Genomic DNA, 15003 nt, shown 5'->3' on the forward strand with positions numbered 1-15003 from the left:
CCTGGCGTCTGCGATATTTTGAAGAAGAACCACGAGGCGCGCCGGCAAGGGGCGCTTGTGGCGGTCGTTTTTATCAGAGCAATTCGAGTGCCACGGCGGTGCCTTCGCCGCCGCCGATGCACAGCGTGGCCACGCCGCGCTTCTTGCCGCGCGCCTTCAGCGCATGAATGAGCGTGACCATGATGCGCGCGCCGCTGGCGCCGATGGGGTGACCCAGCGCGCAGGCACCGCCGTTCACGTTGACGATCTCGTGCGACACGTCGAGCTCATGCATCAGCGCCATTGGCACGACGGCGAAAGCTTCGTTCACTTCCCACAGGTCGACGTCTTTCACGCTCCAGCCGGTCTTCTTGAACAGCTTGGCCACGGCGCCCACCGGCGCGGTGGAGAACCACTCGGGCTGCTGCGCATGCGTGGCATGGCCGACGATGCGCGCGATGGGCCTGGCGCCGATCTTCTTCGCATGCGATTCGGTCATCATCACCAGCGCCGCAGCGCCGTCGTTGATCGACGAACTCGATGCGGCGGTGATGGTGCCGTTCTCTTTCTTGAACGCGGGCTTGAGCGTGGCGATCTTGTCGAGCTTGACCTTGCCCGGGCCCTCGTCGATGGAAATGACGGTGTCGCCGCCGCGCCCCTTCACGGTGACGGGCGTGATCTCGTCCTTGAACGCGCCGGACTCGGTGGCCGCCTTGGCGCGCTGCACGCTGGCAATGGCAAAGGCGTCTTGCTGCTCGCGCGTGAACTTGTACTTGGCGGCGCAGTCTTCGCCGAAGGTGCCCATCGAGCGGCCCGGCTGGTAGGCGTCTTCGAGGCCGTCGAGCATCATGTGGTCATAGATCTTGTCGTGGCCCATGCGGTAGCCGCCGCGGCCCTTGAGCATGAGATAGGGCGCGTTGGTCATGCTTTCCATGCCGCCGGCCACCATTACCTCGTGCGTGCCGGCCAGCAGCAGGTCGTGTGCGAGCATGGCGGCCTTCATGGCCGAGCCGCACATCTTGCTGAGCGTGACCGCGCCCGCGCTGTCGGGCAAGCCGCCCTTGTAGGCCGCCTGGCGCGCCGGCGCCTGGCCTTGCCCGGCCATGAGGCAGTTGCCGAACAGCACTTCGCCGACGCTCTCGGTCGCAATGCCCGCGCGCTCGACGGCAGCCTTGATGGCGGCGCCGCCGAGGTCGTGCGCGGAGAGGGAAGAGAAGTCGCCCTGGAAGCTGCCCATGGGGGTGCGGGCGGCGCCGACGATGACGATGGATTCGGACATGGTGATCTCCTTCGGAAAGTTGAAAGGTGTCGCGGTGGACCGGGGTCTCAATCAAAAATGCGTCGCGTGCCCGTCGTGCGGAAAGCGCTGCGCTTCTTCGTACGGGAACACATCGAGCATTTGCCCGGCCTGGATGCGTTCCTTGTGGTGCTGCCAGAAGGCGGCGTCGAGCAGGTCGGCGTGGTGCGCCATGAAGGCTTCGCGCACCGCGTCGTTGCCGAGCAAAAAGGGGCCGAAGGTTTCGGGAAACACGTCCTTCGGGCCGACCGAATACCAGACCTCGCCGCTCATCTCGTCTTCCTCGTTGCGCGCCGCGGGCACCTTGCGGAACTGGCAATCGGTGATGTATTCGATTTCGTCGTAGTCGTAGAACACGACCTTGCCTCCGCGCGTGACGCCGAAGTTCTTCCACAGCATGTCGCCGGGAAAGATGTTGGCCGCCACCATGTCCTTGATGGCGTTGCCGTATTCGACGACCGCGTGCTCCAGCTGCTCCTTCGCGCGCTTGGCATGGGCCGGGCTTTCCGGGTTGGCCAGCGTGTCGAAGGCTTCCTGCAGGAAGATGTTGAGCGGAATCATGCGGCGCTCGATGTAGACGTGCTTGAGCACCAGCTCCATCTCCCCGTTGCCGTCGCGGTCGGCAATCTCGAGCTGGCTGGGCGCGAACTTCCGGATTTCCTCGATCAGCTCGGGCTCGAAGCGGTCGAGCGGAAAACCCACGTCGCTGTACTCCAGCGTGTCGGCCATGCGGCCCACGCGGTCGTGCTGTTTCACGAGCAGGTACTTGCCCTTGATCTGCTCGCGGGTGGTGTCCTTCTGCGGCGGATAGAAATCCTTGATGACCTTAAACACGAACGGGAACGAAGGCAGGTCGAACACCAGCATGACCATGCCCTTGATGCCCGGCGCAATGCGGAAGCGGTCGCTCGAATAGTTGAGGTGTGAAAGAAAGTCGCGGTAGAACAGCGTCTTGCCCTGCTTTGCAAGGCCCAGCGCGTTGTAGATTTCGGCGCGCGGCTTGCGCGGCATGAGCGAGCGCAGGAACTGCACGCAGGCCGAGGGCACTTCCATGTCGACCATGAAGTAGGCGCGCGCAAAGCTGAAGAGCATCTGCAGGTCGTCTTCGCCGAAGAGCGCCGCATCCACATAGAACTTGCCATGCCTGTCGTGCAAGATGGGCAGCGAGAACGGCAGCTCGACAAAGCCGTTCATGATCTTGCCGACCACGTAGGCGCCCTTGTTGCGGTAGAACAGCCCCGACAGCACCTGGATCTGGAAGTTGGCGCGCAGCTTCACCTGGTGAAAGCGCCCCATGATCGCGTGCGCCACGCGCTCGGCATCGCGCCGCTTGTTGGCGAATGTGCCCTGCAGCGCATAGTCATCGAGCATCTGCTCGATGGTGTCGGCCAGCGTGTCGTGCGAGGGGTAGTAGGGCCGATAAGTGGGCGCGCCGCGCGGCTCGATGTACTCGGTGCTGATGGCCGGCCGAACGAAGATGAAGTCGTTCTGGAAATAGGCGCGGTGCAGGATCTTCGTCGTGACCGAGTTGAAGAAACTCTCGGCCAGTTCAGGCTGGTGGTGGTCCACCAGGAGGCCGATGAAGTGCAGCTTGATCTGGTGCCACACCTCCATCGGCTGGTCGCCGGCCTTGTATTCTTTCTCGAGCCGGGCCACGGCCTCGTTCACGCGCAGGTCGTAGAACTCGATGCGCTCCCGCTGGGCGCGCTGCTGGCCGTGCCAGTCGGCCGTTTCGAAGCGGTGCTTGGCGCGCGCCGATTCAGCGCGGAACAGGCTGTAGTGGCGATTGAATCCATCGATCATCGCCTTGGCGATGTCGTAAGCCAGCGGCGAATCGAGGCGCTGCGGAAACATGGCTTCAGCCGGTTTTCGCGCCGCTGCCTTCCCCGGGCTGGACGAGCGGGAGGGCTTCGGTGGCTTCGGTCCCGTCGGCACCGGCCTGTGCGGACGGCGAGGCGCCCAGCGGCTTGCTCCATTTGTAGCGGATGCGCTGCACCGCCGCCTTGTACACCGCGTCCAGCGGCTTGGCGCCGTCCACGTTCAGGCCCAGGTCCTGCAGCAGGCCGTCGTGCACGCCGAAGGTCCAGCCGTGGATCTCGACCTTCTGGCCGCGGCCCCAGGCATCGACCATGACGGTGCTGACCGCCACGTTGACCACCTGCTCGGCCACGTTGAGTTCGCACAGCGCGTCGACACGCACCTCTTCGGGCAGGCTGTCGAGCATCACGGCGTGGCGGTCGCGCACGTCCTGGATGTGGCGGATCCAGTTGTCGGCCAGGCCGATGCGCTTGCCGCTGAGCGCCGCCTTGACGCCCGCGCAGCCGTAGTGGCCCACCACCATGATGTGCTCGACCTTCAGGTGCTCGACCGCGAATTGAATCGCCGAGAGCGCGTTCAGGTCGGAATGCACCACGATGTTGGCGACATTGCGGTGCACGAACACCTCGCCGGGCTCCAGGCCGGTGATCTGGTTGGCGGGCACGCGGCTGTCGGAACAGCCGATCCACATGTAGCGCGGCGTCTGCTGCTTCACCAGGCTGGTGAAGAAGCCGGGCCGGTCGCGTTCCATTTGTGCGGACCAGGCACGGTTGTGGGCGAACAGGTCATCAAGATTGTCGGACATGGGCATGATTGTCGATGAGTGGTGATTCGGTGCGGTATTTCAGGCCGTCTTGGCCGTTTTGGCCGTCCTTTGGGCTTTGGCCAGTGCCGCGCGGCCCTTTTTCTCGTGCTCGCGCACTTCGGCCAGGTTGGCCTGCAGTTCGGCGAGCTGCTCTTCCAGCTGGGCGCGGTGCGCGCCCAGCACGCCGAGAAACTTCTGCAGCTGCGCCACGGTGTCGCGCGGGCTGTCGTACATGTCGAGGATGTCCTTGGCCTCGGTCAGGCTCAGGCCAAGGCGCTTGGCCCGCAATGTGAGCGTGAGCCGCGCCCGGTCGCGCGCGCTGTAGATGCGCTGCATGCCGGCCCGCTCCGGTGTGAGCAGCCCCATGTCTTCATAGAAGCGGATGGCGCGCGTCGTGAGGTCGAACTCCTTCGCGAGCTGGCTGATGGTGAAGGTCGGCGCAGGCATGTGGCTGAAATCGGTCGAAAAGCCGTCTGGAGGGGCGTTGCGATGGCGACAGCAGGTTTGCCCCGGTCTCCCTACAATGATGCCCTTAACCCATGACGTTTACGTAAACGTCAATCTTACATGAACCTCCTCGAACGCGAACTCCACTACCCCTTGGGCGACACCCTGCCCGCCCCCGGCGAAGTACTGGAAGTCGCGCCGGGCGTGCGCTGGATCCGCATGCGGCTGCCATTCGCGCTCGACCACATCAACCTCTGGCTGCTGCGCGACAGCCTCGACGGGGTCGAGGGCTGGACGGTAGTCGACTGCTGCATTGCGCATGACGAAGCCCGTGCGCAGTGGGAACGCGTGTTCGAAACGCAACTGCAGGGCCTGCCGGTCCTGCGCGTGATCGTCACGCACATGCACCCCGACCACATCGGCCTGGCCGACTGGCTGTGCAAGCGCTGGAGCGCGCCGCTGTGGATCAGCTCGACCGACTACCACGTGGCCCGCGTGCTCACCTCCGCCGGCGACACGCTGGCCGGCGGCGACGCGGCGGCCAACTTCTTTGCGTCGCACGGCCTGACCGACCCGGAGGCCGTGGCCAAGATTCGCGCCCGCACCAACTACTACGCCAACATGGTGCCTTCGGTGCCCGAGCGCTTCACGCGCATGATGGACGGCGACACGGTATCGATCAACGGCCACGCCTGGCGCTGCATCAGCGGCTACGGCCATGCGCCCGAACACATTGCCCTCTACTGCGACGAACTGAAGCTGCTGCTGGGCGGCGACATGATGCTGCCGCGCATTTCCACCAACGTGAGCGTGCACTCGGGCGAGCCGGAAGCCAACTCGCTGCGGCTTTTCCTGGACAGCATCGACAAGTTCAAGGCGTTGCCGGCCGACACGCTGGGCCTGCCTTCGCATGGCAAGCCGTTCACCGGCATTCACCGCCGTGTGGACCAGTTGCAGGAGCACCACCGCGACCGCCTGGCCGAACTGCTCGAAGCCTGCACCGCCCGCCCGCTGACCGCCGCCGAGGGCCTGCCCATCCTGTTCAAGCGCGAACTCGACCTGCACCAGATGACCTTTGCCATGGGCGAGACCGTGGCGCACCTGCACCTGCTGTGGTTCTCGGGCCAGCTCAGGCGCGAACTGGGGTCGGACGGCATCTACCGCTTCGGAGCCCGCAGCGCCGCAGCGTAGGGATTTAGACTCGCCGGATGGACACGCTGGCTGAGCTGCGCGCCGGCCGGCTGGCTGGCGCCAAACGAATCGATCTCTCGTGCGGACTCACGGAGTTTCCGCGCGAAATTTATGACCTGGCGGATTCGCTCGAGGTCTTGAACCTTTCGGGCAACGCGCTCGATGCGCTGCCCGACGATCTTGGCCGGCTGCACCGCCTGCGCGTGCTGTTCTGCTCCGACAACCGCTTCACGCAGTTGCCCGAATCGATCGGCCGATGCCAGGAACTGGAGATGGTCGGCTTCAAGGCCAACCGCATCCGCACCGTGCCCACCGCGGCGCTGCAATTGCCCTTGTTGCGCTGGCTGATCCTGACGGACAACCAGGTCGAGACGATGCCCGAGTCGGTCGGCCAATGCACGCGAATGCAGAAGCTCATGCTCGCCGGCAATCGACTGTGCGCGCTGCCGGAATCTCTGGCGGCCTGCAGCGAGCTCGAGATGCTGCGCACCTCCGCCAATCGCTTCGATGTGCTGCCCGAGTTGGTGTTTTCGCTGCCGCGACTTTCGTGGCTGGCAGGCGCTGGCAATCCTTACGATGCACGAGTCGAAGATGCCGCCATTGCCGCGCAATCGGTGCCGCGCGTCCACTGGCGCGAACTGGCACTGGGCGAAAAGCTCGGCGAAGGCGCCTCGGGGGTGATCTACCAGGCGACGCTCGGCACGACGTCGAAGCCCGTGGCCGTCAAGCTGTTCAAGGGCGCGGTGACGAGCGACGGCTGGCCGCACAGCGAAATGGCTGCGAGTATCGCAGCCGGCGTGCATCCGACATTGATTGCCGCGCAAAGCCGTATCGACGGTCACCCGGAAGGCACCGAAGGCCTCGTCATGGCGCTGGTGGATCCATCTTTCCGCACGCTCGCGGGCCCGCCCAGCCTGGCTTCGTGCACGCGCGACGTCTATGCGGCCGATGCGCAATGGACTTCCGGCGTGGCTCTGGGCATTGCGCGCGACATTGCTTCGGCCATGCGGCATCTGCATGCGCGCTGCATTCTTCATGGCGACCTCTACGCGCACAACATCCTGTGGAGGGCGCAGGGCGGCGGGTTGCTTGGCGACTTTGGCGCGGCGTGGATGACGGACGCGCTCGATCCGGTGCAGATCGAAGCCTTGCAACGGCTGGAGATGCGCGCCTTTGGCTGCCTGCTGGAAGAGCTGCTCGACCGCTGCAGCGATGCCCCGCCCGAGGCCATGATGGCATTGAAAGACCGCTGCATGCAGCCCGACATTGCCGCGCGGCCGTCGTTCGCCGAGGCGCTGTCGCTGCTCCAGGGCGAGCTCTCGCAATGACGAGCCCGCGCTTGCCGCTGCCCACGCGCGATGGGGTCGGCCCGAGCTGCGTCGGCCTGCCGCAAGGCCACTGGCCCACCATCGTCGATTTTTTGATCGCACGCTTTCCGGCGATCTCGCGCGAGACGTGGATGGCCCGCATCGAGGCCGGTGACGTGATCGACGAGCACGGCGTGCCCGTGACCGCGCAGCGCCGCTACCAGGCGCCGCTGCGCGTGTACTACTACCGCACGCTCGACGCTGAGGTGCGCATTCCGTTCGACGAGCAGGTGCTGTTCCAGGACGACCAGCTCGTGGTGGTGGACAAGCCGCCCTTCCTGCCCGTGACGCCCACCGGCAAGTACCTGCAGGAAAGCCTGCTGGTGCGGCTCAAGCGCAAGCTGAAGCTCGACGACCTGGTGCCGCTGCACCGCATCGACCGCAGCACGGCGGGGCTGGTGCTCTTTTCGATACGCCCCGAAACCCGCGGCGCCTACCAGGCCATGTTTCCCGAGCGGCGCATCGCCAAGCACTACGAGGCAGTGGTGCCGTGGCAGCCGGGCGTGTCGTCGGTGCCCGGCACTTACCGCAGCCGGCTGGTCGACGATGAGCATTTCATGCGCGTGAAAGAAGAAGCCGGCGAGCCCAATTCGGAAACGCGCATCGCCGTGGAAGAGGCGGCCGACGGCTACGCGCTGCTGAAGCTTTCGCCGGTGACCGGCCGCAAGCACCAGTTGCGGGTGCACTGCATGGCGCTGGGCATGCCGATCGTCAACGACCCGATCTACCCCACACTCCTGCCGCCCGACAGCGACGACTTCGACAAGCCCTTGCAGCTGCTGGCCAAGTCGGTGGCGTTTCAAGACCCCGTGAGCGGCGAATTGCGCAGCTTCACGAGCCCCCGGAGCCTGGCCCTGCCGCCAAGGTGACGCGCTGCGCGCACGCGGCGCACTAAGCTCGTTTCCTGAAATCTTTCGTCATTTCATTCAGGAGACACCTGCACCATGGACACCACCCAACTCTTCTCGCTGAAGGGCCGCAGCGCCTTGATCACCGGCGGCTCGCGCGGCATCGGCCGCATGATCGCCGAGGGCTTTCTGGCCCAGGGCGCGCGCGTGTACATCTCAGCCCGCAAGGCCGCGCCCTGCGATCAGACGGCCAAGGAGCTTTCGGCCTTCGGGCAATGCGTATCTTTGCCGGCCGACGTGTCGACGCTGGAAGGTGCGCAGGCGCTGGTCGATGCGTATGCCAAGCATGAAGACTCGCTCGACATCCTGGTCAACAACGCCGGCGCGGCCTGGGGCGCACCGTACGACGAGTTTCCCGAGAGCGGCTGGGACAAGGTGGTGGACCTGAACCTGAAAACACCCTTCTTCCTGACCAAGGCGCTGACGCCGATGCTCAAGAAGGCTGCGACCGATCACCTGGCGAAGGTGATCAACATCGCGTCCATCGACGGCATCTCGGTGAACCCGCAGGAAACGTATTCGTATGCGGCCAGCAAGGCCGGGCTGATCCAGCTGACGCGGCGCATGGCACTGCGCCTTGCGCAAGACCGGATCGTGGTGAGCGCGATCGCGCCGGGCGCGTTCGCTTCCGACATGAACAAGGACGCGCGCGACCACGGCGACGAGGTCAAGGGCCGCATTCCCGCGGGCCGCATCGGCACGCCGGAAGACATGGCCGGCGCCGCCATCTATCTTGCCTCGCGCGCCGGCGACTACGTGATGGGTTCCACGCTGGTGGTCGACGGCGGCGTGACGCACGCGCGCTGAGCGCCTGAAGCGCCCACGCGGCGGCCACCTCAGTGGTTGTCGCGCGGCACGCCGAAGGTGGCGTGGATCTTCTGGTACTTCACCGCGGGCTTGAGCACCATGCCCTCGGAGAGCTCGTCGACCACCGCACGCTGGATCTCCTGCCACGGCGTCTGGCTCGGCGGGTACGGGTAGCCGCCCGAGGCCTCGAGCTTCTGGCGGCGCTTGGCCAGTTCTTCGTCGGACACCAGCATGTTGGCCGTGCGCTTCTTCAGGTCGATGCGCACGCGGTCCCCCGTCTTCAAGAGCGCCAGCGCACCGCCGGTCGCGGCCTCGGGCGAGGCGTTCAGGATCGACGGCGAGCCCGACGTGCCCGACTGCCGCCCGTCGCCGATGCAAGGCAGCGCGGTGATGCCCTTCTTCAGCAGGTAGGCCGGCGCGCGCATATTCACGACCTCGGCCGCACCGGGGTAGCCCACCGGCCCCACGCCGCGCATGAACAGGATGCTGTGCGCATCGATCTTCATCTTCGGATCGTCGATGCGACGATGGTAGTCCTCGGGCCCGTCGAACACCACGGCCGTGCCTTCGAAGGCCATCGGGTCGGCCGGGTTCTCCAGGTAGCGGCTGTGAAACTCGGGCGTGATCACGCTGGTCTTCATGATCGCGGAGTCGAACAGGTTGCCGCTGAAGTCGAGGAAGCCCGCGTTCTTCATCATCGGCTTGGCGTACGGGAAGATCACCCTGCGGTCTTCGGTGAACCGGCCTTCGCAGTTCTCGATGATGCTCTTGCCGTTGGCCGTGAGCGCCGGCTGGATCTTCCCCTTGGCGATCAGCTCGGCCACCACGGCGGGCACGCCGCCTGCGCGGTAGTAGTCCTCGCCCAGGTACTCACCGGCCGGCTGCAGGTTGACCAGCAGCGGCACCTTGTAGCCGTGCTTTTCCCAGTCGCCGGTGGTCAGCGGCACGCCGATGTGGCGCGCGATGGCGTTCAGGTGGATGGGCGCATTGGTCGAGCCGCCGATGGCCGAGTTCACGACGATCGCGTTCTCGAAGGCCGCGCGCGTCATGATGTCCGAGGGCTTCAGGTCTTCGCGCACCATCTCCACGATGCGCTTGCCGGTCATGTAGGCCATCTCCTGGCGGTCGCGGTAGGGCGCGGGAATGGCCGCGCTGCCGGGCAGCGTCATGCCCAGTGCCTCGGTCAGCGAGTTCATCGTGGAGGCCGTGCCCATGGTGTTGCAGTGCCCGGTCGACGGGGCCGACGAAGCCACGAGCCGCAGGAAGCCGGGCTCGTCGATCTCGCCCGCGGCCAGCAGCTCGCGCGCCTTCCAGACGATGGTGCCCGAGCCCGTGCGCTCGCCCTTGTACCAGCCGTTGAGCATGGGGCCGGAGTTGAGCGCGATGGCCGGAATGTCGACCGTGGCCGCGGCCATCAGCTGCGCCGGCGTGGTCTTGTCGCAGCCGGTGGTCAGCACCACGCCGTCCAGCGGATAGCCGTACAGGATCTCGACGAGCGAGAGGTACTGCAGGTTGCGGTCCAGCGAGGCAGTCGGGCGCTTGCAGGTCTCCTGGATCGGATGGATCGGAAACTCGAAGGCGATGCCGCCCGCATCCCTGATGCCCTCGCGCACGCGCTCGGCCAACACCAGGTGGTGGCGGTTGCAGGGCGCGATGTCGGAGCCCGTCTGCGCGATGCCGATGATCGGGCGGCCCGACTGCAGCTCCTCGAAGCCCAGGCCGAAATTCATCGTGCGCTCCAGGTAGAGCGCGGTCATGTCGGTATTGGCGGGGTTGTCGAACCAGGCCTGCGAACGCAGCTTCAAGGCGCCCGCGGGCTTCTTCGGGGTGCTCTTCGGCGCAGGGTTTTTCGGCGTGGTGCTTTTCTTCGTGCCCATCAGGACATTCCCTTCAGTGTTTCGGCCGCGTTCGGAAGCGCGGCGCAATCGGCGATGTACTGGCGAATGATGTCGGCGAAATTGTCGTGCGGATGCAATCCGAGCCGTGCGGCCCGCTCGGCCGTGGCGCCGCCGGGCCAGTTGGCCACGATGCCGGCGATGCGCTCGTCGCGCTCGAAGCGCACCAGCGCGCGCACCTTCGGCCCGGCCACTTCCTCGAGCGCATCGAGCATGTCGCTCACGCGCACGTTGAGCGCCGGCAGGTTGAGCGCGGCGCGGCCGCCGAAGGCCTCGCGGCTGGCCTCGTAGACGGCGATCAGGCCCTCCACCGTGCGGGCCGGCGAGGTCATCGGGTGCGACACGTCGGGCGACACCGGGCAGACCGATTCCACACCCGCCAGCGGCTCGCGGATGATGCCGCTGAAGAACGACGAGGCGGCGCCGTTGGGGCGGCCCGGCCGCACGGTCACGGTCATCAGCCGTGCTGCGCGGCCGTCGATGTAGCCCTTGCGCGTGTAGTCGGCAACGAGGTGCTCGCAGACCAGCTTCTGCGTGCCGTAGGAGGTCTGCGGCAGCGGCAGCGTGTCGTCGGCCACCAGGGCGGGGAGCGGCACCGAAGGATCCGGGCCGAACACCGCGACCGAGCTGGAGAACACCAGCCGCGCCACCTTGCCGCCCGCTCCGACGTTGGCGCGAAGGGCATCGAGCAACGCACGCGTGCTGTCGAGATTGGAGCGCAGGCCCAGTTCGAAGTCGGCTTCGCATTCGCCCGAAACGGCCGACGCCAGATGGAACACGCCGTCGAAGGCCTCGGTCTTCAGCGCCTCGGCCTGCGCGAGCAGCGGGCCGGTGCGGGCCTCCACGCGCGCATCGGCCAGCAGGTCGGCCGGCGGCGGCGCGATGTCGGTCAGCACCATGCGTTCGATGCGCTGGCCCGCCAGCGTGCCGCGCGCCAGCAGTGCGCGCGCAAGGCGGGCGCCGACAAAGCCGCCGCCTCCGGTGATCAACAGTTTCATGATTTTTTCCTCTTGGTCCTTTGGGTGGTCACGGTAGTCACGGTTGCTTCGGTGGTGCGTTTCGCGCGGGTGGCGGTGGCCGGCATGGCGGCTCGCGGCGCGGCGCGGCGGCGCTGACCGGTGATGACGCCGCCTTCGATCAGGCGCTGCTCGCCACGGATCAGATGCTGGGTCGCATGACGGCGCGCCGCCACCGGGTCGCGCGCCGCAATGGCTTCGACGATGGCGCGGTGCTCGCTCTGCACTGCCTCCATGAAGTCGAGCCGCCGCGCTTCGTTGCCGCGCGTGATGCGCATGCCCTCGCGCAGGTACTGCTCCAGGAAGCCGAGCAGCAGGCGGAACTGCGGATTGCCGGTCGCTTCGCCGATCACGCGGTGGAAGGCGAGGTCTTCGGCCACGCCGTCTTGCCCGGCCGCGGCGGCTGCGTCGATGGCCTTGAGGGCGCGACGCAGCGCCGCGATCTGGCTGCGGCTCGCGCGCTGCGCCGCCAGCGCGGCGATCTCGCCTTCGAGCACGCGCCGCACCTCGACCACATGAACGACCGACTGCACAGACTCGAGCACCGCGGGGTCAAAAGCCAGCGGACGGTTCAGCGGCGCCTGCGCGACGAAACAGCCCAAGCCCTGCCGCGAGCTGACCAGCGCCTGCGACTTGAGCTGGTGCACGGCTTCGCGCACCACGGTGCGCGATACCCCGTGCGAGGCCGCGAGTTGCTGTTCGGTGGGGAGCCGGTCACCGGGGCGCAGCGCGCCGGAAGCGATCTGCGCGGCCAGCCGCGAAGCGAGCCGGTCAGACAGGCGGTCCGTGACCAGAAGAAAGGATTCTGAGAGGGCGGGAGCCTGCACGGCAGCGGAAAAGTGGAGCACGGTTATCGGGTCATCATACAAGTCAACCGGGATTTTCTCGTACCGGTTTGCCCTGATACCGGTTTCAAAAACCAGTGCCGATACTGCCCGGGCTGCGACGCGGAGGTCTCCGCGCCGCTCCCTTCCCGCGATTTGACAGGACTCCTTGCATGGCCAGTGTCACGATTCAGGCGGTCAAGAAGCGATTCGGCGAAGTCGCCATCCTTCACGGGGTGGACATCGACATTGCCGACGGTTCGTTCACGGTGCTGGTGGGCCCCTCGGGCTGCGGCAAGTCGACCTTGCTGCGCATGATCGCGGGGCTGGAAGAAATTCACGGCGGCGAGATCCGCATCGGCGATCGCCGCGTGAACGACTTGCCGCCCAAGGAACGCGACATCGCGATGGTGTTCCAGAACTACGCGCTCTATCCGCACATGACGGTGCGCGACAACATGGCCTTCGCCCTCGCGCTCGCGAAGATGGACAGGGCTGCCATCGACGCCAAGGTGCAGCGCGCGGCGGAAATCCTGGCGCTCAAGCCGCTGCTCGAACGCTATCCGCGGCAGCTCTCGGGCGGCCAGCGCCAGCGCGTGGCGATGGGCCGCGCCATCGTGCGCGATCCGCAGGTGTTCCTGTTCGACGAGCCGCTGTCCAACCTCGACGCCAAGCTGCGCGTGGCGATGCGCAGCGAGATCAAGGAGTTGCACCAGCGGCTGAAGACCACCTCCATCTACGTCACGCACGACCAGATCGAAGCCATGACCATGGGCGACAAGATCGTGGTGATGCGCGACGGCCGCATCGAACAGACCGGCAGTCCGCTGGACCTGTACGACCACCCGGCCAACCAGTTCGTTGCGGGCTTCATCGGCTCGCCGGCCATGAACTTCCTGCCCGGCACGCTGCGGCGCACGGGCGGCACGGCGCATGTCGAACTGCCCGACGGCACCCGGCTCGATGCGCCCATTCATGCAGGCGGCACCGATGGACAGCCCGTGGTGTACGGCACGCGCCCCGAGCACCTGTCGCTGAGCGACAGCGGCGGCATTCCGTCGCGCGTGGTGGTGATGGAGCCCACCGGCATGGACACCTTCGTCGCGTGCCGCCACGAGGGCGCCGAGCTCTCGGCCGTGTTCCGCGAGCGCTACGACTTCGCACCCGGCAGCACCATCCATCTCTTGCCCGACCTCGAACGCGCGCACCTGTTCGATGCCGAAAGCGGCCTGCGCCTGGCCGCCTGATTTTTTGGTTCACACCGGTCCGTTCACAACGAAGGAGACAGCTCATGAGTGATTTCAATCGCCGCAGGTTTCTCGAGAGTTCGGCCGGCGTTGCCGCCGCCGCGACCGTCGGCACGGGCAGCGCGCTTTTCGCGCCTTTTGCACAGGCGCAGCAGACCATGACCTTCAAGCCCGAGAAGGGCGCCAAGCTGCGCGTGCTGCGCTGGAGCCGCTTCGTGCAGGGCGACATCGATGCCTACATGGCCAACGTCAAGAAGTTCACCGAAACCACCGGCGTGGAAGTGCGCGTGGACAACGAAGGCTGGGAAGACGTGCGCCCCAAAGCCGCCGTGGCCGCCAACACCGGCGCGGGCCCGGACATCATTCTGTCGACCAACGACGACGCCAACCTCTACCCCGACAAGCTGCTCGACGTGACCGACCTGGCCGAATACCTCGGCAAGAAATACGGCGGCTGGTACCCCGCTGGCGAGGCCTTCATGCGGCCCGACGGCAAGAAGTGGCTGGGCCTGCCGCTGGGCGCCTCGGGCTCGCTCATCGTGTATCGCGAGAGCATGGTGAAGGCCGCAGGCTTCGCGACCTTTCCCAAGACCACCGACGAGTTCCTGAAGCTCTACAAGGCGCTGAAGGAAAAGGGTACGCCCGGCGGCATGGCGCTGGGCAACGCGACCGGCGACAGCACCTGGTGCAACTGGCTCATCTGGTCGCACGGCGGCAAGCTGGTCGACAAGACCAACAAGGTGGTGATCGACAGCCCCGAGACGCTCAAGGCGCTGGAGTACGCCAAGGAGCTGTATGCCAACTTCATCCCCGGCACGCTCTCGTGGCTGGACCCGAACAACAACAAGGCCTTTCTCGACGGGCAGATCAGCGTCACCAACAACGGCATCTCGATCTACTACGCGGCCAAGAATTCGGCCGACCCCAAGGTCAAGGAAATGGCCGCGGACATCAACCACGCGGTGTTCCCCATCGGCCCGGTGGGCGTGCCGACGGAGTCGCACCTGTTCTTCAACCAGATGGTCATGAAGTACACGAAATTCCCGCAGGCGGCCAAGGAGTTCCTGCGCTTCATGATGGAGAAGGAACAATTCGATCCGTGGCTGCAAGGCGGTGGCGGCTACGTGGCGCAGCCCCTGCGCTTCTACGAGAACAGCGCGATCTGGAGCTCGGACCCGAAGAACCTGCCGTACCGCGATTCGGTGAAGAACCTGCGCCCGGGCGGCTACGACGGCAAGCTGGGCTACGCCTCGGCCGGCGCGGCGGCGGACTTCATCGTTCCGAACATGGTGGCCGAAGCAGCGAGCGGATCGAAGACGCCCAAGGAAGCGGCCGAGCGCGCGCAGAAGCGCGCCGAGCGGTACTACAAGGTCTGATTCTTCCACCTCCAAGCCGTCCATCC

At 66.2% G+C, this 15003-nt stretch carries 13 protein-coding genes; 6 read left to right on the plus strand and 7 right to left on the minus strand.

Translation table 11 applies throughout. The annotated features are described in order from the left end of the window. Nucleotides 1–73: 73 nt before the first annotated feature. From EJI00_RS14675 to EJI00_RS14690, 4 genes are read right to left on the minus strand one after another with little or no spacing between them, the layout of a single operon-like run. Nucleotides 74–1258 carry an acetyl-CoA C-acyltransferase gene (locus EJI00_RS14675; protein ID WP_126748249.1) on the minus strand — a complete coding sequence of 395 codons (1185 nt, stop codon included), beginning with the start codon at nt 1256–1258 and terminating at the stop codon, nt 74–76. 51 nt (nt 1259–1309) lie between these two features. Then, nucleotides 1310–3130 carry a bifunctional isocitrate dehydrogenase kinase/phosphatase gene (gene aceK / locus EJI00_RS14680; RefSeq protein ID WP_126748250.1) on the minus strand — a complete coding sequence of 607 codons (1821 nt, stop codon included), beginning with the start codon at nt 3128–3130 and terminating at the stop codon, nt 1310–1312. 4 nt (nt 3131–3134) lie between these two features. Further along, the gene (can, locus tag EJI00_RS14685) at nt 3135–3899 is read right to left on the minus strand and encodes a carbonate dehydratase (protein WP_126748251.1); all 765 of its coding nucleotides are present in this window, start codon (nt 3897–3899) and stop codon (nt 3135–3137) included. Between the two features lie 39 nt (nt 3900–3938). Further along, nucleotides 3939–4346 (minus strand): MerR family transcriptional regulator, encoded by a 408-nt coding sequence (locus tag EJI00_RS14690; protein ID WP_126748252.1) that lies wholly within the window; start codon nt 4344–4346, stop codon nt 3939–3941. A 120-nt stretch (nt 4347–4466) separates the two neighbouring features. Between EJI00_RS14690 and EJI00_RS14695 the strand changes: the two genes are divergently transcribed. The 4 genes from EJI00_RS14695 to EJI00_RS14710 all read left to right on the plus strand — a co-directional run bounded on the left by EJI00_RS14695 (nt 4467) and on the right by EJI00_RS14710 (nt 8619). Then, a complete protein-coding gene (locus tag EJI00_RS14695; RefSeq protein ID WP_126748253.1) occupies nt 4467–5537 on the plus strand; it encodes an MBL fold metallo-hydrolase in 1071 nt (356 codons plus the stop codon). Nucleotides 5538–5554: 17 nt separating this feature from the next. After that, on the plus strand, nt 5555–6865 hold the full coding sequence (locus EJI00_RS14700; RefSeq protein WP_126748254.1) for a leucine-rich repeat-containing protein kinase family protein: 1311 nt from the start codon (nt 5555–5557) through the stop codon (nt 6863–6865). Next, nucleotides 6862–7773 (plus strand): pseudouridine synthase, encoded by a 912-nt coding sequence (locus EJI00_RS14705; RefSeq protein WP_126748255.1) that lies wholly within the window; start codon nt 6862–6864, stop codon nt 7771–7773. The genes EJI00_RS14700 and EJI00_RS14705 overlap by 4 nt, the downstream gene beginning before the upstream one ends. 75 nt (nt 7774–7848) lie before the next feature. After that, entirely contained in the window at nt 7849–8619 is a 771-nt protein-coding gene (locus EJI00_RS14710; protein WP_126748256.1) for an SDR family oxidoreductase, read from the plus strand. 29 nt (nt 8620–8648) lie between these two features. Here EJI00_RS14710 and EJI00_RS14715 read toward each other — a convergent pair whose 3' ends face one another. The 3 genes from EJI00_RS14715 to EJI00_RS14725 are packed head-to-tail and all read right to left on the minus strand — an operon-like array spanning nt 8649 to nt 12357. Continuing rightward, entirely contained in the window at nt 8649–10496 is a 1848-nt protein-coding gene (locus EJI00_RS14715; protein WP_260590729.1) for an IlvD/Edd family dehydratase, read from the minus strand. Beyond that, the gene (denD, locus tag EJI00_RS14720; RefSeq protein ID WP_126748257.1) at nt 10496–11512 is read right to left on the minus strand and encodes a D-erythronate dehydrogenase; all 1017 of its coding nucleotides are present in this window, start codon (nt 11510–11512) and stop codon (nt 10496–10498) included. The genes EJI00_RS14715 and denD overlap by 1 nt, the downstream gene beginning before the upstream one ends. After that, a complete protein-coding gene (locus EJI00_RS14725; protein WP_126748258.1) occupies nt 11509–12357 on the minus strand; it encodes a FadR/GntR family transcriptional regulator in 849 nt (282 codons plus the stop codon). Before EJI00_RS14725 ends, denD begins: the two co-directional genes overlap by 4 nt. 170 nt (nt 12358–12527) lie before the next feature. On the opposite strand from EJI00_RS14725, the gene EJI00_RS14730 reads away from it, so the two are divergent. After that, entirely contained in the window at nt 12528–13601 is a 1074-nt protein-coding gene (locus EJI00_RS14730; RefSeq protein ID WP_126748259.1) for an ABC transporter ATP-binding protein, read from the plus strand. Between the two features lie 44 nt (nt 13602–13645). Beyond that, a complete protein-coding gene (locus tag EJI00_RS14735; RefSeq protein WP_126748260.1) occupies nt 13646–14977 on the plus strand; it encodes an ABC transporter substrate-binding protein in 1332 nt (443 codons plus the stop codon). The last annotated feature ends 26 nt before the right edge of the window (nt 14978–15003 follow it).

This window comes from Variovorax sp. DXTD-1, assembly GCF_003984625.1.
Classification (GTDB): domain Bacteria; phylum Pseudomonadota; class Gammaproteobacteria; order Burkholderiales; family Burkholderiaceae_C; genus Variovorax.